At 41.2% G+C, this 18,200-nt stretch carries 16 protein-coding genes; 6 read left to right on the top strand and 10 right to left on the bottom strand.

What is annotated here, in order from left to right:
• The first annotated feature begins 25 nt into the window (after positions 1–25).
• The 4 genes from L6773_RS18210 (at position 26) to L6773_RS18195 (ending at position 5,929) form a co-directional block, all read left to right on the top strand.
• Positions 26–1,945 (top strand): fumarate reductase/succinate dehydrogenase flavoprotein subunit, encoded by a 1,920-nt coding sequence (locus L6773_RS18210; protein WP_237855962.1) that lies wholly within the window; start codon positions 26–28, stop codon positions 1,943–1,945.
• 18 nt (positions 1,946–1,963) lie between these two features.
• Complete coding sequence (locus tag L6773_RS18205) at positions 1,964–2,701, top strand: succinate dehydrogenase/fumarate reductase iron-sulfur subunit (protein ID WP_369431595.1); 738 nt, start codon at positions 1,964–1,966, stop codon at positions 2,699–2,701.
• A gap of 218 nt (positions 2,702–2,919) precedes the next feature.
• Positions 2,920–3,639 carry an outer membrane beta-barrel protein gene (locus L6773_RS18200; protein WP_237855959.1) on the top strand — a complete coding sequence of 240 codons (720 nt, stop codon included), beginning with the start codon at positions 2,920–2,922 and terminating at the stop codon, positions 3,637–3,639.
• Positions 3,640–3,994: 355 nt separating this feature from the next.
• Positions 3,995–5,929: a RecQ family ATP-dependent DNA helicase gene (locus L6773_RS18195; protein ID WP_237855958.1), complete on the top strand. Its 1,935-nt coding sequence runs from the start codon at positions 3,995–3,997 to the stop codon at positions 5,927–5,929.
• Here the strand turns inward: L6773_RS18195 and L6773_RS18190 are convergent.
• A complete protein-coding gene (locus L6773_RS18190; protein WP_237855957.1) occupies positions 5,905–6,306 on the bottom strand; it encodes a DUF4296 domain-containing protein in 402 nt (133 codons plus the stop codon). The genes L6773_RS18195 and L6773_RS18190 overlap by 25 nt on opposite strands.
• Positions 6,303–7,022: an SDR family oxidoreductase gene (locus L6773_RS18185; RefSeq protein ID WP_237855956.1), complete on the bottom strand. Its 720-nt coding sequence runs from the start codon at positions 7,020–7,022 to the stop codon at positions 6,303–6,305. The genes L6773_RS18190 and L6773_RS18185 overlap by 4 nt, the downstream gene beginning before the upstream one ends.
• 155 nt (positions 7,023–7,177) lie before the next feature.
• Here L6773_RS18185 and L6773_RS18180 point away from each other — a divergent pair, with 155 nt between their 5' ends.
• A complete protein-coding gene (locus L6773_RS18180; protein WP_237855954.1) occupies positions 7,178–7,912 on the top strand; it encodes a type III pantothenate kinase in 735 nt (244 codons plus the stop codon).
• Between the two features lie 8 nt (positions 7,913–7,920).
• On the opposite strand, the gene udk is transcribed toward L6773_RS18180, so the two are convergent.
• From udk to L6773_RS18160, 4 genes are all read right to left on the bottom strand, one after another.
• On the bottom strand, positions 7,921–8,550 hold the full coding sequence (udk, locus tag L6773_RS18175; RefSeq protein ID WP_237855952.1) for a uridine kinase: 630 nt from the start codon (positions 8,548–8,550) through the stop codon (positions 7,921–7,923).
• Entirely contained in the window at positions 8,543–9,793 is a 1,251-nt protein-coding gene (locus L6773_RS18170) for an N-acetylmuramoyl-L-alanine amidase family protein (protein WP_237855951.1), read from the bottom strand. Before L6773_RS18170 ends, udk begins: the two co-directional genes overlap by 8 nt.
• Positions 9,794–10,874: 1,081 nt before the next feature.
• Complete coding sequence (locus L6773_RS18165) at positions 10,875–11,912, bottom strand: fatty acid desaturase family protein (protein ID WP_237855950.1); 1,038 nt, start codon at positions 11,910–11,912, stop codon at positions 10,875–10,877.
• A gap of 274 nt (positions 11,913–12,186) precedes the next feature.
• Positions 12,187–12,666: a hypothetical protein gene (locus tag L6773_RS18160; RefSeq protein WP_237855949.1), complete on the bottom strand. Its 480-nt coding sequence runs from the start codon at positions 12,664–12,666 to the stop codon at positions 12,187–12,189.
• Between the two features lie 219 nt (positions 12,667–12,885).
• Here L6773_RS18160 and L6773_RS18155 point away from each other — a divergent pair, with 219 nt between their 5' ends.
• Positions 12,886–13,401 (top strand): DinB family protein, encoded by a 516-nt coding sequence (locus L6773_RS18155; protein ID WP_237855948.1) that lies wholly within the window; start codon positions 12,886–12,888, stop codon positions 13,399–13,401.
• 137 nt (positions 13,402–13,538) lie between these two features.
• Here L6773_RS18155 and L6773_RS18150 read toward each other — a convergent pair whose 3' ends face one another.
• The 4 genes from L6773_RS18150 to L6773_RS18135 all read right to left on the bottom strand — a co-directional run bounded on the left by L6773_RS18150 (position 13,539) and on the right by L6773_RS18135 (position 17,276).
• Entirely contained in the window at positions 13,539–14,372 is an 834-nt protein-coding gene (locus tag L6773_RS18150; protein WP_237855947.1) for an HAD family acid phosphatase, read from the bottom strand.
• 378 nt (positions 14,373–14,750) lie between these two features.
• Positions 14,751–16,115, bottom strand: a complete 1,365-nt coding sequence (locus tag L6773_RS18145) for a type II secretion system F family protein (RefSeq protein ID WP_237855946.1) — start codon at positions 16,113–16,115, stop codon at positions 14,751–14,753.
• 65 nt (positions 16,116–16,180) lie between these two features.
• Positions 16,181–16,627, bottom strand: a complete 447-nt coding sequence (locus L6773_RS18140) for a hypothetical protein (RefSeq protein WP_237855944.1) — start codon at positions 16,625–16,627, stop codon at positions 16,181–16,183.
• Between the two features lie 163 nt (positions 16,628–16,790).
• Complete coding sequence (locus L6773_RS18135) at positions 16,791–17,276, bottom strand: hypothetical protein (protein ID WP_237855942.1); 486 nt, start codon at positions 17,274–17,276, stop codon at positions 16,791–16,793.
• Positions 17,277–18,200 lie beyond the last annotated feature (924 nt).

Genomic DNA, 18,200 nt, shown 5'->3' with positions numbered 1-18,200 from the left:
TTGTAACGATCATATAAAACTCATTATGAAGTTAGATTCACAAGAACCTTCGGGTCCATTAGAAGATAAATGGAACAACCATCTGCAAGATATCAAGCTTGTATCACCGAATAATAAGCGTAAATACAATATCATCGTAGTTGGGACCGGCCTCGCCGGTGCATCGGCTGCGGCGAGCCTTGCAGAACTCGGGTACAACGTAAAATCGTTTTGCATACTGGATTCAGCCCGACGTGCCCACAGTATTGCAGCACAGGGCGGAATAAATGCTGCGAAGAACTATCCAAATGACGGCGACAGTGTTTGGAGACTCTTTTATGATACCATTAAAGGCGGTGACTATCGAAGCCGTGAATCTAATGTCTATCGCCTGGCTCAAAATTCAAACGAAATTATCGACCAGGCCGTAGCCCAGGGAGTTCCATTTGCAAGAGAATACGGCGGATTGCTTGACAATAGGTCCTTTGGTGGGGCACAGGTCTCCAGGACATTTTATGCCCGGGGGCAAACTGGACAGCAGCTTCTGATGGGTGCTTACCAGGCGATGATGAAAGAAGTTCACTCAGGCAAAATCGAGTACTACCCAAGGCACGAAATGCTGGACCTCGTAATGATTGACGGGAAAGCGAGAGGAATTATTACACGCGATCTTGTAAAAGGGGAGATCAATAAATTTGAAGCCGACGCTGTTGTACTCTGCACAGGCGGTTACGGCAATGTTTTCTATCTCTCAACAAATGCAAAAAACTCAAATGTAACGGCAGCATGGCGTTGTCATAAACGAGGTGCGGCTTTTGCAAATCCCTGCTATGTTCAGATCCACCCAACCTGTATTCCGGTATCCGGCGATTATCAATCGAAATTAACATTGATGAGCGAAAGTTTGAGAAACGATGGCCGGGTTTGGGTTCCAAGAAAGAAAGGGGATGATCGCCCGCCAAATGAGATCCCGGAAGATGAAAGATATTATTACCTGGAGGAGAAGTATCCAAGTTTTGGTAACCTCGTACCACGTGATGTTGCATCCAGGAACGCAAAACTTGTAACCGATGATGGAATGGGAGTCGGAGAAACCGGCAAAGCGGTTTACCTGGATTTCCGGGATGCGATAAAGCGAGATGGTATTGATACCATTCGCTCGAAGTACGGTAACTTGTTCGATATGTATGAAAATATCATGGACGAGAATCCCTACGAAGTGCCAATGAAGATCTTCCCTGCAGTTCACTACACAATGGGCGGCCTTTGGGTTGATTACAACCTGATGAGCAATGTGCCCGGACTTTTTGTAGCCGGTGAAGCGAATTTTTCCGATCACGGAGCCAACCGACTTGGTGCAAGTGCATTGATGCAGGGGCTTTCTGACGGCTATTTTATCATTCCATACACAATTGGAAATTACCTGGCCGATCATCAACCCGATGATCTTACAACTGACCACGAAGCTTTTTCTGAAGCAGCCAAAACATCTGAAGATCAGCTTCAAAAATTACTCTCAATCCAGGGTGATAAGACCATTATCGAGTTCCACAGAGAGCTTGGTAAGATTATGTGGGATAAAGTTGGTATCTCTCGCAGTAAAGAAGGCCTCGAAGAGGCGATTGAACAGATCAGAGAACTTCGAGAAGAGTTCTGGACAAATGTTCGGGTGCCCGGAGAGATGACTTACTACAATAAATATCTGGAATTTGCCCTGAGGGTAGCGGATTATTTTGAACTGGCCGAGCTGATGGCGATAGACGCCCTTGACAGAGAAGAGTCCTGTGGTTGTCATCTCCGCGATGAATATCAGAGCGACGAGGGTGAAGCCCTTCGAAACGACGAGGATTATTCATTCGTGTCCGCTTGGGAGTATCAGGGAGTTAATGGAAAACTTAAAACCAAGCTTCATAAAGAGAACCTGGAGTTTGAGTTTGTGGAATTGAAACAAAGAAGTTATAAATAACAGGTTTTTATGAGTACAATGACAATTCACCTGAAAATCTGGCGTCAGAAAAACGCCAATGATCCTGGTCATTTTGAGGATTATACGCTGGATGAGGTAAGCGAACATATGTCTTTCCTTGAGATGTTGGACGTTCTCAACGAAAACCTGATAAAGGAAGGCACCGAACCTGTTGAATTCGATTATGATTGTCGCGAGGGAATTTGCGGGTCATGTAATCTTGTTATCAATGGTCGGGCTCATGGTCCAAAACATAAAACAGCTGTCTGTCAACTCCATATGAGAAATTACAGTGATGGAGATACGATTGTGATTGAACCCCCAAGAGCGGCCGCATTTCCTGTAATTAAGGATTTGGTTGTTGATCGCTCCGCGTTTGATCGGATTATTGAGGCAGGAGGTTACGTATCTGTTAAAACGGGCTCTGCACCGGAGGCAAATTTAATTCCCATCGCACAGGATGTTTCGAATGAATCTTTTGATTACGCCACCTGTATTGGATGTGGTGCTTGTGTGGCTGCTTGTCCAAACTCTTCAGCAGCATTATTTACCGGAGCTAAGCTCGCTCATTTGAACCTGTTGCCTCAGGGACAGCCTGAAAGAGAGAAACGCACCATTGCGATGGTTGATCAGATGGACAAAGAAGGATTTGGTGATTGTTCAAATCATGGAGAGTGCGAAGCTGTATGTCCTGTTGGTATCAGCATCTCAGCAATTGCTGAAATGAGAAAAGATTATTTGAAGGCAGTTATTTAATCGATCGCTTAGCAAATGTGATCTGAGTGATCTTAACGACAGCACTTATAGTTATACAAATTAAATTTCAAAGCCCTGATTTTTCAGGGCTTTTTTAATAAAAAAGAGAAACCTGAAAATCTGCCAATCGTATACGGTCGGGTGAAATGTAATGGGAGGCTTATCCTCTCATTAAAAGAACGCTTCGCAAAGCAATAATAACTAACGGGAAAAAATTTATGAAGAGATTTTTTGCACTTATTCCAATTCTTTTTTTTGGGTTTTCTCTCAATTCTTATTCTCAAGAAATACAAGCGCAACTGGATTTTGGTGTTGGTATTCCTCAGGGTGACTTCAGGCAGCAGTCCGATCACATTGGTGGTGGACTGAATATTATGGGAGGTTATAGATTCCCCAACTCACCGGTCATGCTGGGACTGGAGTTTGGTTTTATGAACTTCGGGACAGATACTCGAGAGGAAGCCCTAAGTTCAACGATACCCGATTTGCGTGTAGAAGTTGAAAACAGTTACAATCTTGCTCATGGAGATATATTGCTTCGTTTAATTGCACCGCCGTCTCAAATCCGTCCCTATGTAGATGGACTCTTTGGATTTAATTACTTCTTTACGGAGACTGTTATTAGAGACAGGGATGATTTCTTTGACGAAGAAAAGCTCAGTGATACCAACTTCGAGGATACGGCCTTAAGTTACGGTTTTGGTGCCGGATTGCAGATTCGTGTTTGGCGAAATCGGGGGGAGGTAACGCGTTCACCTGAGGATATTGAACCATCATCAGTTTACATCAACCTGCGTGGACGATATATGTTTGGAAGGGAAGCTGAATACCTGCAAAAAGGATCAATAAGTACGGATAATGGTCGGGTTACTTATGATGTAACCCAATCAACAACGAACTTACTCCATATAAAAATCGGTGTGGGGGTAAACTTTTAAAATCAGGTTGGGTTTTGTAATGTTGTTACTATAGTCATTGCGAGCGAAGCAATCTTATGGCAAAATTCAGAATTGCTTTATTTGCTCGAAAATGACCCATTTAATTTTCTCTTCGGGACTTCGCACCACTCGCAATGACCCGACTTATCCGAGCAAGTTTGCCTCGAAACGTTGGGGTGCGAAAACTTACTCGCGCAAGTTTTCAACTTGTGCGAAATGTATAGCAGTAGGGGTACAAGTTACCTCGAAGAGATCCCTTGCGGGGCAAACTTGCACCAGTTTCGGAGTGGTACTTTCGGAGCTCGGAATTGGATAAATTCACTTAACAATACATAAGATTACAAAAAACTTGGTTTTGCCTGAAGAACAACCAATCGAAAAAGCACGGGAGGCACTCAATTCCTATTGGGGATTTTCTTCATTCAGGAGCGGACAGGAAGAAGCGATTCGATCTGTTTTAGAGGGTAATGATACACTTGTATTGTTTCCAACAGGAGGGGGGAAGTCTTTATGTTACCAGGTACCCGCTGTTGTACAGGATGGGTTGACGGTTGTTATTTCTCCACTTATTGCGCTGATGCAAGACCAGGTACAACAACTCAATAAAGCAGGAATTCGGGCTACATTTCTTAATAGTACAATTCCATCATATGAGGTGGAACAGCGATTGGTAAATGCCCGAAACGGTATGTATAAGTTACTATATATTGCCCCTGAGCGATTATCAACAGAGTTGTGGAAATCGGAACAGCCTAACCTGGATATTCAACTCGTAGCAATTGATGAAGCACACTGTATTTCTGAATGGGGACATGATTTTCGTCCCTCTTACAGAGAGATAAGAACGGCACTTGAAGATCTTCCCCAAACAACAAAGTGGATTGCTCTTACTGCTACCGCCACGCCGGAGGTGAAGAAAGATATTCTCGAAAACCTGGAATTTGAAGAACCAGTTGTGGTTACAGGTGGTTTCAAAAGAGAAAATCTACATTGGTGGGTTTCCAAGACGGAGAAGAAACGGACATTACTTAAGAAATCAGTTAAGAAAGCTGCAGATTTGGGAAGCGGCATTGTGTATGCTTCAACCCGAAGAGATTGCGAAGAATGGGCAGGCTATTTTGATAAAAATGGTATCTCAGCCAAACCCTATCACGCAGGACTGGATACGGCAACTCGCAATGAAATTCAGCAGGATTGGATTGATGGAGATCTATCACTTGTAGTTGCTACTAATGCATTTGGGATGGGTATCGACAAGGCGGATTGCCGATATGTAATTCATTATACAATTCCATTTTCGCTTGAAGCTTATTACCAGGAAGCCGGACGTGCCGGAAGGGACGGGGAGATCAGCTACCCGATTCTCATTTTTAAAGAGAGTGATGTGCAATACCTGAGGAACAGGGTGGAACAGAATTACCCCGACCGAGAGATTCTTCAGAAAGTATATGATGGACTTTGCGATGAACTGGACTTAGCTGTCGGGAGTGAGCAGGATTCCCCGGAAGAAGTATTCTTCGATAATATTGCAAAGAGAACGAAACTTACAGTCTCAAAGGTTTCAAATGCCGTAAATCTTTTGCAAAGACTGGATTTTTTGATCCAGATCGACTTGAGAGAACCGAGGGTAGGAGTCCATTTCATTGTAAACAGTGACTATTTAGTTGAGTTTATTTATGATTCGGATCCGGGTAAGGGAGATTTCCTGGATGGGCTCTTTCGCCAATTTGGGCCCCAAGTGTTCTCAGAAATGCAATACCTGGATATCGAATATCTCATACAAAAGTTGGAAACTAGTTCTAATCAACTCTACAAAGCATTACGGGTGTTTGCCGAACACGATCAGATTCTAAAATTTAAATGGCAGGAAGAATCAAAGTTAATTAAGGTTAAAGGGGCAAGGCAAAAAAAGCTTCGAATAGAATCGGATCAGGCCTACAACTATCGGGATATTTTGTTGAAGAAGATAGAATATATGGCCCGATACGCCACCACAAATGCATGCAGGGAGGTATTTTTAAGACACTATTTTGGTGAAACGAATTGCAAACCATGCGGCCATTGCGATAACTGCAGATCAGGTGAGAAAGAGCAGTTACTTGTGAGCAGGGAGGATATCCGGAAAGTTACCCAGGTTCTGGAAAGCGGTGAGAAATCTTTCAGTGAAATTACGAAGAGTGCCAGTTGGGATCGCAAAAAAACAAAGAAGGTTCTCTCGTTTATGGTCAGGGAAAATTATGCAGAGAGCGATCAATCAGGAGACCTCTATTCACTGTTACGTAAGGCTTGACGCAGACTGTCAGCCTGCTCCGGGGTGGTTACCCTTCCATATTTGCGTTCAATAACTACAAGAGAGTCGCGCTCTTCTCGAAGTATATCGGACATATCACGGACACGTTCCAACTGTTCTTCAACATTTTGTTCATAATATTCGTGAGAAATCCTGAATTCCTCTTCTGTTACATCGTAATGCTCATACACCAACTGTCTTAACTCTTCCTGGGATCTATCCTCCAAAATTCGTTTATCCAACTGATTGATAATGGCAAACTCCATAAATATTTGCTCATAAGTTTGCTCATCAATCAATTCATCCGGCGGATTAGACTCTGAACTACAACCAGGAAGTACTATCAACAGGATAAGTACGAAAAGCAGTTTTTTCACTTCTCGTTAGGATTTTTAGGATTTAACGGCCGAAGTGTAATTTCATTGACCAGGAAATTGTCCGGAGTTTCCAACAGGTGGATTAATGTATCAGCTACGTCATCCGGTTGGAGCATATTGGAATGTGTTTCATTACCCACTCTGTCGAAAAAGTGAGTTGAAATGGAGCCCGGAAACATGGCGGTTACTTTAATTTTGTCATACCGGAGTTCTTTGAATAAAGCCTCGCTAAAACCACGCACACCATACTTTGTGGCGTTGTAGCCAGTAAGCTGAGGATTTCCAAGTAATCCAGCAATGGATGATATATTTATGATATGATGGTATTCATCCGAATCTTTCATAAATGGTACTAATTCGTGAGTGAGGTAAAATACACCATTCAGGTTCGTCTCAACCATGGTTTTCCAGTCGTCAATAGATAGTTTTTCAACATTCCCAAAAATTCCAAGACCGGCGTTGTTAATAAGTATGTGAGGCAGGTTATCCTCAGAAAAAGTTTCTGTAGCCCACTGTTGTATATCATTTGGTTTGGTGATATCCATTTTAACAGGAATAAACGAGTCTCCAAGTTCAGCACCTACCTCAGTAAGTTTATTCAGTCTTCGGGCAAGTCCATATACTTTGGCACCTTTTTCAATTAATTTTTTACTGAAAGAGATGCCGATTCCGCTGCTTGCACCGGTTACAATGGCGTTTTTACCTGATAAATTCATAGTTAATCTGTTTAAAATCCATGTACATTAATTGCTAAGTAACATCAAACTATAACAACAAACAATTTAGTGCATTCAGTTGATGAATGAGACCCAATTTATTTGGTATGTTATTGTTCTTTTAATGAACGCTTATATTAGTGAAAACTAACAAAATGAATCCACTTTATCTTGATATCGGAAACTCTTTTCTAAAACTGGCTGCTCGAAACGGATCTGACTGGCAGATACTTTTTGATGGTAAACATGATAGAATTGATGAAATGATCAGTTATTTGGCTTCAAAAGGAGATAAGGGAAAAATTATTCTGTCATCAGTACGGCAAGATATTTCTGAGAAACTGAGAGCTGAGCTGTCAGATAGAAATTTCATCGAGTATCGCTCGTCGCATATTCCATCAAATAGATTGGACTACAAAACACCGCAAACACTTGGGTTGGATCGGTTCTTAGTTTGTCTCGCAGCATGGATTGAATCAGATGAAAGAAATGTAATTGTGATTGATGCGGGCAGTGCCTGCACCGTTGATCTTATGACAACCAAGGGAGTATTCAGAGGGGGAATTATTATGCCCGGATTACAGATCATAAAAAGTTCAATGAGAGATCATCTTCCCGAACTTCCGAAAGCACCTGAATCTATCCCTGAAGAGTGGCCCGGAAAATCAACGGTTGAGTGTATTGAGTGGGGCGTAAATGGCGGTTTCTTGCTTGCGGTTCAAGGGTTCATTGAACGGTATCGTTCCATGGTTGAAGATCCAGTAATTTACATTACCGGCGGGAATGCTGTACAGATTATGAATTGGATGAGCGAAGAAGCCTCTTTGAATTACAGGAAATACCTGATTTGGGAAGGGTTAGAGCAGTTTGAAAAGATTATCCGTGAATAAAAAGATAGTTATACGATCTCGTTTAGTTTATCCTTGATGAGTGCGCTGACCATTTGCAACGCCACCCGGTTTTCTCCTCCTCTCGGAATAATAATATCTGAATAGCGTTTACTCGGTTCTACAAACTCCAGGTGCATCGGACGAACAAATTTTTCATATTGATTCAGAACGCCATCCAAGTCACGCCCGCGTTCAGAAATATCACGTTTTAACCGCCGCAAGAGCCGAACATCATCATCTGTATCGACAAAAATTTTGATGTCCATCCGTTCTCTTAAATTCGGCTCGCTAAAGATTAGTATCCCGTCTATGAGAATAATTTTTTTGGGTGATGCACTGATACTCTTATCAGATCGAGTGTGTGCTACAAAATCATATACTGGGATTTCGATTTTGTATCCTTTTTTCAGTGCATCGAGGTGACGGATCATCAACTCTGTTTCAAGCGCGGATGGATGATCAAAATTATGTTTCTTTCGCTCCTCCAACGATAAATGGCTCAGGTCTCGATAGTAAGAATCGTGTTCAATCAGCAAAACATCCTCTCTGCCAATGCTCCTTACTATTTTGCTCACTACAGTGGTTTTACCTGAACCGCTTCCGCCGGCAACTCCTATGATAAGTGGATAATCACTCATTACTGGCAGTATTGGCTTGATCGATGCTACGGTCGTACTCAACCTTGAAATCCCGAATTGCTCGGAAGATAGCGGAGGCCAAAATAGTCTGACCATATTCACTGTTCATGTAGCGGGCTTCATTGGGATTGGACAGGAATCCAAGCTCAACAAGAATTGCAGGTGTTGATGCATGCCATAAAACCATCAAACCGGCCTGTTTTACGCCTCTTGACCGGCGTTGTGCACGATTACGAAATTGTTGCTCAACCATTGCAGCAATACGCTCACTGACTGCGATATTTCCGGCATTGGCGAGCTCATAAATTAACAGTTCCTCTTCACTGAGTTGCTGTTGCCCTCCATTTTCCTCAAGGTTTACCACACTGTTTTCACGTTTCATAATTTCAAGGGCAGATTCACTCCGGTGCATTCCCAGGAAAAACACTTCCGATCCGTAGGCCCTCGAATCTCTGACAGCATTCAGGTGAATAGATAGAAAAAGGTCCGCTTTAGCCCGGGTTGCTATAAGCCCTCTTTTATCCAGAGGTACAAATGTGTCATCTTCACGTGTATAAATCACCTCCATATCGGGAATGTGCTCTTTTATATAGTCTCCAACCCGAATGGCCACTTCAAGTGCTATATCTTTCTCCTGTAGGCCAAGACGCCGGTTCATTGAGCCGGGATCGTGCCCACCGTGTCCGGCATCAATGACAATGGTGTTAAACTCCCTGCCGTCTCGAATCGGCACGAACGTATCATCTTGGCTATTGACGAGTTCTGTTGTCGGTTCTTCACGGTATTCATGCCAATAGATAAAATCCGTTTCATCGGCAATTTTTGTTATTTCTTCTTTGGATGTGTATTCCAAAGCAACCAGCATATCATTGCTGTTACGGTCGGGATAGGCAGCCGTTTTCACGAACATATCCTTATCAAGAAAAATATCGAACCCGAATCCTTCCGAATTCTTGTGATAGTCAATATGATCGTATGCCGTTGATTCTTCAGGGTGTATAAAATCGAGGGTATCTAACCCGGGGGAGTGGAGCATGACCTGGATGAGATCCGGGGCCGGTTGGGATACGGAAAATGAGTCAGCCGCCTGATCAAGATGATACCGAAAGACATACCCCTTGCCGTCACTTCGTTCATGCACTGAAATTCTTTCGAGTTGGTTTTGTGCAGGCAACTCTTCCGGAAGCCATACAAATTGCAAGGCGAGAAAGCACAGAATGGTAAGAATCAGCGTTCTTTCCATCACGATGGGTATTATTTTATCGAAAAAATTGTCTGGATGATATTAACTAAATGTACTGAAAATTCCGAGATTAGGTAAATTTAAAGTGAGGACCAATCAGGCACTATTTCCATGAGCATTATACGAAGTATTTACAGACCGATAAGAATGGCTCATCTACTGAAATCTTTAGTCATAAGTGGATCAATTCCACGACCTTAAGGGTCGGAAAAGATAAAAATCCCCCTTACATCCTACGCCTAAGGCTTCGGTGCACAGGTCGAAGGGGGAAGCGAACCTGCCTGCGCTGAAACTTCGGAAGACAGGCCCGCCTGCGCCCAAGGCTTCGGAGCACAGGCGGAGTGAGCCGGGGAATGACCCTCTACGTTTTGAAGTTTTTTTACCCAATTTTGGGTTTAGACATCATTGATTATCCCCCATTGCCCTGACATTACCCATAAAAACCCAATTTTTGAGATTTTATCTTTATCAAGGGGTTATTGGAAAGGTTGAGGATCATTGATAAAAATAAGTGACCATCCTTAACGGTCATCTTGTTCATTTTGGCTTGATCCAAAAGAACCAAAAGATCAAGGCTGCGAAACAATTAGCGGCGGTCACTGAATCTCTGCTACCTTTTATCAATGGTCCGCCACTTTTAAAGCTTGTTAACATAGTTAAGAGCCGGTATGATAAAAGGTTTCCGCAGATATTCAGGTTCCCTTAATCCGCTAATTGTTTCGAGGCCGAAGTTGTTCTGACCCTAAAATACATCAACTCTAAACGGCCATAATATAAATGTTTAAGTACCTAGTTATTATTCGTTCAAAAAAAATTCCTAAGGATCTTTTTTTAATATATTGAAAGGATATGTTTCAAAAATATATATAACAAATTTAAGTTAAGCATTAACAATACTTTAAATAGTCTGAATTGGTCATCCCCCCATTGCCTCTTCGAAGGGGGACACTCCAAAAATAAGCCATGTATTGACAAAAATGTTATGGGTTCTTAGTTGATACCTCGTGGGCTCTGCCCCAAGGTAGTTCATTCCTCATAAGTCACGTCCGGAGATGGAACTTTAGTAAATAAATTAGAATATCTACACCTCAGCCGGAGTATATTTAAAATTTGGATCGCCAAATTTTTTCAGCGTTCGGTAATGAGAAGCAACTGCCTCGCTGAAGGTTTCATGGTGGTTGTAAGGAATTTCAAACTCATTTGCTGTTTGTTCCACTATTTTGCTAATCTCGGGGTAATGGATACTGCAAACTTTTGGAAACAGGTGGTGTTCAATCTGGAAGTTCAGCCCTCCAATGTACCAGGAGAGCGGTTTATTATCTCTTGCAAAATTATTTGTCGTTACCATTTCGTGAATTGCCCAGTGTTCATCAATCATGTTTTCCTCATTTGGCTCGGGATGATCGGTTTCTTCAACGACATGCGCCAGTTGAAAAATAATTCCAAGGATTAAACCCGCAGTGAGATGAAGTGATACAAACCCGATGAGAAGTTGTAGAATCGTTATATCAAGAACCAGGTAAGGAATTACAAGTGTATATGAGTAATACAGAATTTTAGTGACAATTAAGGTAACCCATTCGCTAACCGGATGCGATTTGTTTTCATAAGGCCCCAGGTTTTCTTTAAAGAAATACCTGTAATCCTTAATAAATACCCAGAAGAATGTTGCAAAACTGTATGCAAAAAACGCCAGGATGTGCTGAACCCGGTGCACCGGTTTATATTCTGAATGAGGGGATAGACGGATGAATCCCGCTACCTCAAGATCCTCATCATGACCGTGTATATTTGTGTAGGTGTGATGGATAATATTATGCGTAATTTTCCAGATGTATCCATTTGCTCCCATCAGGTCGAATGTATATCCAAGCAGTTTATTTACGGTGGAATTTGATGAATATGCGCCGTGAAGGGCATCGTGAGAGATGGAAAAGCCAATTCCCGCCATTCCGATTCCCATTACAAAGGAAAGAAACCACATCACCCCAAGAGAAAACTGACCAGATAAAATCATGGCGTAGGCACCGAAATAAACCGTCAATAGAATAACAGTCTTCGATACCATTTCTAAATTGGCGTGCCTGGAGAGATTGTTCTCCTCGAAATAAGAATTCACCCTTGATTTGACTGTCTTGCTGAAGTTTCTGCTAATTTTATTGTTAAAGGTTACCCTTGTAACTTGACCCATAAGAACACGATTAAACTATTGAATAATGAAAATGTAACTACAAATTAACTCATAAACTCCGAATCACCAATGAATGTTTCTTAAAGCTCAAATAATTTATTTCTATTAGAAACCGGGATTCATAATTAACAAAGTGATAAACGGATATTTAAACTTATTATTGAATCAGACTCTTTTGAGAAGGTTATCGTCCGTACTGGATTTATGTACTCTTCCTATCAACCCCTGCAACCTTCAAGCTCAGGGTAAGAATTACCCCATATGTAACGTGCATCAATATGCCAGCTAAAATGAGCAGGCCGGGAATCCATGTGTTCAAATAGAAAATTCCAAAGGTTTCGCCGGCGGCTCTTGCAAAAAGTGGAGATATGATCAGGCCGGCTACCAATGTTATCAGTATCCCATATATAATTCCCTGGATCAACCAGTTGCCCGGAATTCGTTTTTGTAAGAAAGCTACCCAGATAAGCGCCATTAAAATGCCACCAATGTTAAATGCTGCATTCCCCCAAATGAGCGAGTAAACTTCATAACCGTGTACATGATTGAAAGTTTCCTTTAAAATATGGCCGATATCGATAGCGGGTAATCCAATCCCACCCTGCAAAAAAGAAACCATAGCCATTGTAAATGTTGCTATAAATCCACTGATAACAGTTTTAATAAATGTATTTGAACTCATTGTAATCACCTATTGCTTGTTTATTCTTATTACCCCATCGCTTGTTAATAACATGGTAAACATTTTAAATAAGAATATGATTTAAAATTTAAATGGATCTCTTTCTTCTCCCAATCTTCTCTTAAATCTAATAAACGGTTCAAATTATGTGATTGTAAGTAAACAATCAGTTTACCATATTGAAATCCCTACTTATCATATCAATAAAATCAAAAAATAATGAAAAATTTAAGTGTACTCTTTATAAGTATATTGTTGGTGCTCTTGTTAACTGTTCCAATGCAGGCACAAGATGAAATGAAAGCTCTTTTTGACGGACAATTCAATTATGCATCTCGAGTTGTTCAGTTAGCCGAAGCTATGCCGGCTGATACGTACGACTGGAGCCCGGACGAGGATGTTCGGTCCGTTGGTGAGGTATTTACCCACATTGCACAGGCAAATTATATGATGTTGGGATCTTTTGGCATCAATGCACCTGTAGATGTAGAAAGCATAGGCTCACTCACAGATAAAGGTGAAATCGTGGAAGCTCTGAGAGAGTCAAATGAGTTTGTTTTGGATTCAGTAGCAAATTTAACTGACCAGCAGCTTACAGACTCCTATGAACTCTTTGGCAGATCTCTGAACGGAGAAGGAATCCTGGTGTTTATGCTGAACCACACAAGCGAGCATGTGGGGCAATCAATTGCATATGCACGAATGAATGATGTTACACCACCATGGAATGAATAAATAAATATGTTAACGCATTTACCAGTTAAGAACCTTTATTGCCCAGATCTATTGCTAACCTGCATTTCTTGGTGAGAAATGCAGGTTAAGAACCTTCATGACCAGATCTATTGCGAACTGGTAATCGCGTTATATTACTATTCCAACCCCCGGAAATATTCAGACTTCGGACCACTCAAAATACTTTCCCAGGATCCATAGGTGGGATTGCCGAAGATAAACCATTTCCGTCCCCAGTGCTCGCTGTATTCTTCAACTAACTCAGACCGCTCTTCCGGTGTGATATCATCTTTAACATCCGGGAGGAAATCTCCCAAATCATCACCAAATAACATGATGATTCGGTGATTGGAGGCCACCACTTCTCTCCGTGTTTGTTTTTCAGAAGTCCAATCAGGTTGTTCACCTTTTAAAAAAATCTGTTCGGGGTCCACGTCTACGATACCTACTTTTAGCAGGTTGTCTATTGTGTCCTCTTCCTGTGGACATTCAGGCCCGCCGACCGTTCTGGCCATACATTCCCGGTTGGTGATGTAAATGACATCCACCTGCAAATTTTCCATGCTGTTGATAAAGTCCACTGCCCCCGGTACCGCCGGTGCCGATTCCATCGCGATCCAGTCATCCCAGGTTTCGGGATTGAATTGTTCATTGTCCAACACTAACTGAGCCTGGTACTGAGAATTATCCAACACCGTTTCATCGATATCCAGGATGATGGCAGGCGGTTTCAGAGAATAGTTCGATCCCTGCTCCAACGCTGCCGTCCAGGATTTATCCCTCAGTGCCACATCAATATTGCTTTCAGCACTGTTATACGCCTGGATGGCGTTTGCTTCATACTCTGCTGCCGTTTGTACCCAAAGCGTGCTGTTAAAGTTGTTGTTCGTGATTTCGGGTTGGGTTGTAACACAGCCGGTTAAGAGGGCGGTGATTGAGAGAATCGATAAAAATGTGGATTTCAAATTCATAAAAAAAATCTTTGGTCAATTTATTCATCGTGATTTGAGCACGTCAATATGCAAGATCTGGTGATCTCTAATAATCTGAATAATATAGATGTTCTTGTCTTTGATTCGATAGAAAATTCTATAAGTTGGCAAAACAACTTCAGGGAACACTGAGTTCTTTGAGGAGTAAGCTTACTCATTCCGAAGCTCCGGCTTCGGAATGCTGGATTGAAGCTCCAGCTTCTCCTCAAAATTGTACAGGATTGGTTTTGCTGTTTACACGAATGTCGGGGAATTGGGAAAGGAAGCAGGAGCTTCGGGGGGCGTTGCGAAGGCGGACCTTCGCAACGAGTAAATAGGGGACTCTCATCCAATGTCTTTTCTGTCCATTCCTTTACACTACCCTCCTAAACCATATCCAGAACCGCCGCTACCATAGTCTGGTTTAATAATAGCTGCTTCTGAGGAAACAATGGTAATATAGATGAGTGCTATAAAAATAATAAAGTTAATGAACAGGTTAATCCAGTTGATGACCGACTCCATTTTATAGGTGGTCTGCTTTTCGTAGTAATCGGCAAGCTGGCCGGAATTTTCTTTCAAAGAACCGGATTCTGCACCCAGCCGGAAACGGCTCAATGCACTTTTTGGAAACACCTGGGTGGCCTCCAGTGCTTCTATCAGACCGGCACCGTCCTCAAGCATGCGGCGTATGGCAATATCCTTTATTTGTTTCTCGATATAGGTATTCCGGCAGGCTTCAGCAGCTATCCGAATCACCTCAATATTTTGTCCGGATCCGCTATACAGTGTGTGGAAAACTCTTGAAAAAATTTCAATACTGGTTTTATGCAATAATTCACCGATCACAGGTAGCTTTATCAAGTATTTGTCAATAATAAGGCGTCCCTTTTTATTTTTCCACATCAGAAATAAAAAGACGAAGGGAAGAATATGAGCCAGTGTAACAGCAATCCAATTTGCCTGGAGCCAATTACTGATATCGAGTGCATTTGCCGTGAGAGGAGGGAGTTGAATATCGAACTCCAAAAACATTTCGGCCGTGATGGGAAAAACATAACCGACAAAAAACAGTAGTGTAGCTAGAACAGCAAGTAGGGTAAAAGTCGGCATAAAGAGGGATCGACGTAAATTCTTTTTGAAGTCGGCGTCACGTTCTACAAATTTTGCAGTGCTTTCAAACACGCTGGCCATGTTACCACTGGTAGAGGCCACTCCAAGCATATATGCGGCAAATTTTCCAAATATATCTTTATGTTTGCCATAAACTTCAGATCCCTCCTTGCCATCCCGAAGATCTTTTTGAATAGTACGAATGACCTCTTTCATGGATCGATTCGTAGTATCTTCATAGAGGAGAGTTAGAATTTGATCAAAGGGTAAGCCCTGTCGAAGAAGATCTGCCGAGAGACGAATGAAAGTTACGATTTCATCTCTTGGAACCATTCCCTTAAAGTCAAACCATTTCTTTCGAACATAGTCAACCCGGTACCCCATTTTAACGAGAGCATGCTCTACATCTTCAGCAGAATAAGCTTGCTGTTCTCCTTCTATAGGCCCACTACCATTCTTGCGAACTTTATAGAGATAACGCTTCTTCTCGTCAATAGACTCAACTTTGAGTGAACGAGTAGTAGCTAATTTTTGAACTCTCTCTTTGGCAGATTTCTTTGAAGGGGCCTCAAATTCACGGAGGACCGTTTTGCCTTGTTTTGTTTTCCCTGTAAATCGGAATTGAGGCATATGCTATTTTTATAAATTTCAGAAGCCAATGAATTAAGAAAAGAAAATATTGTTTTTTTGTTGAACTAATTATCTCCAGGAGTCTCTTCTGATATTTCAAAATTCCAATTATTTGTCTCAGTATCTTTGCTTACTGTGATAACAATATTACTTCCTCCAATGCGAGGTTCACCAACTAATCTTAAACTTGTCTCATTTTCTATTTCAACTCTATAGGTTCCATTGTCATTAGTTACTGATTCATCACCGGTTTCGTAATTAGAAGATGAAATATTTAAGTATTGAATTATTTCTGATGTATTTAGATTTTCAAAGTTTTTTCCAGCACCATCCATCATTTCGGGTTTTTCCCAAAGAGATTGAACTTTAGATGATGCCAATGTTAAATCCTGTCGAACAGCATCACGGTTTGCGTTATCCGCACCAATACCAAGGATATTTACTGCAACAATAGTAGAAATCCCTACAATGATTACTACCAAAATAATTAATAATAGTTGTTGTTGCCCCATAAACTAAATCCGATTCATACAAAAGATTGCGGCAGCAAAATCTAATAAGCAATTGTTCTCTAATCAATAAAATAAATTAAAATTAATAAAAAAATAGGCACAAAATATTAAATATTGAGTGCCTATCTCATTTATTAAGCTATAAGCTATTCTGTATTTTAGATTAACCACATGGCGCTGGCACTTCTCCTTGTTCGATATCTATTTGCCAATTACCTTGATCATCTCTACATGTAACTGCATGTACAGTTTGCTCTTCTTCATCAGCACCACTTGCCGGTACAGCCACAATTTCTAAGCTTGATTCTTGAATTGTACCCAATCTATAAAGACCATTTTCGTTCGTTACAGTTGTTGGATCTGTGGGACTATCAAATTCACCAGGAATATTTAATTGGCGAAGAATTGTTGAAGCATCAATGTCCTCAGCATTTTCAGCACCACCAGTAAAATCTCTATTAGCACCGTCCATCATCCCTGGTCGAGCCCAAATAGCTTGGGCTTGAACGCCAGCAGCCATTAAGTCCTGTCGAACAGCATCAAGATTAGCTTGGTCGGCAGCTGTTCCAAAAATATTAATAGCAACGACAGTGGCGATACCCACGATAATCGTTACCAGTATTACGAGTAATAATTGTTGTTGACCCATTTTAAGTCACCTATTTGTTTTGTTATAAGTTTAGATCGTTGTTACGTGTTTTGTGTAAAACGTTTAGAAAGGACGGCATCAATGCTATATAATCAGTGTAGATAAGTATCCTATTCTCTGATTAATATTTCTAGATTAAAGCCAACTTTCTTTTATGAATTATATTAAAAAAAATTAATATTAAAAAATTCTTATCTGGGAGATCGCTTTTTTTTACTGAATTCTTCATTAATTTTTAAAAGAATTAAAGGTCGAAAAAACTTGAATTCAATAGCAACATTATTAAGAAGAATTAATTTCACCCGTTAAAACTATGAATAGTTTGCAGTTAGAACGGGTGGTTTTTTGTTGTACCTCTACGTTAATAAAATTTAACACTGTATCTATATGATGCACTCAACTGATAATTGTTACAAAAAAATTTTGAGTGTGATTAAACGAGTTTAAATATGCTTCATTATGCAGTACGAAATATTTATCTGGCCGGATGGGTTAGTTGGTCTTTGGCTCCTCATTTATGCTATTTCATTACAGTTAAGTCTGACTGTGTAAAAAAGTCTCCAAACCGGCGCAAATGTTCAGCAAAGAGTCAATTGCCTTGCAGGTTGCATCACCCAGAAGGAGCTTGTGGCTAAGAGTTTTTACTCATTCCGAAGCTCCAGCTTTTCCTCAAAATTGTACAGGGTTGTTTTGCTGTATACATGCCGGGGAATTGGGAAGGGAAGCAGGAGCTTCCGGGGGACGTTGCGAAGGAGGTCTACTACGCCAAACCTGTTGTACTACATTTTCACGGTCAACAACTGTTATGATCACTGAAGCTTTAATTAAAGAGACAGTGTAGCTTAGGCTTCTTTGACCGGCGACTTTTGCAAAGGGTAATAAATGTAAAAGGCTGCAATCTGTCTGGCTTTAGCTCTGGAAGGG

This window comes from Rhodohalobacter sulfatireducens (genome assembly GCF_022012475.1).
Lineage (GTDB): Bacteria > Bacteroidota > Rhodothermia > Balneolales > Balneolaceae > Rhodohalobacter > Rhodohalobacter sulfatireducens.
Note: the sequence above shows the minus strand (reverse complement) of the source record. Positions and strands in the feature narration are given on the sequence as shown.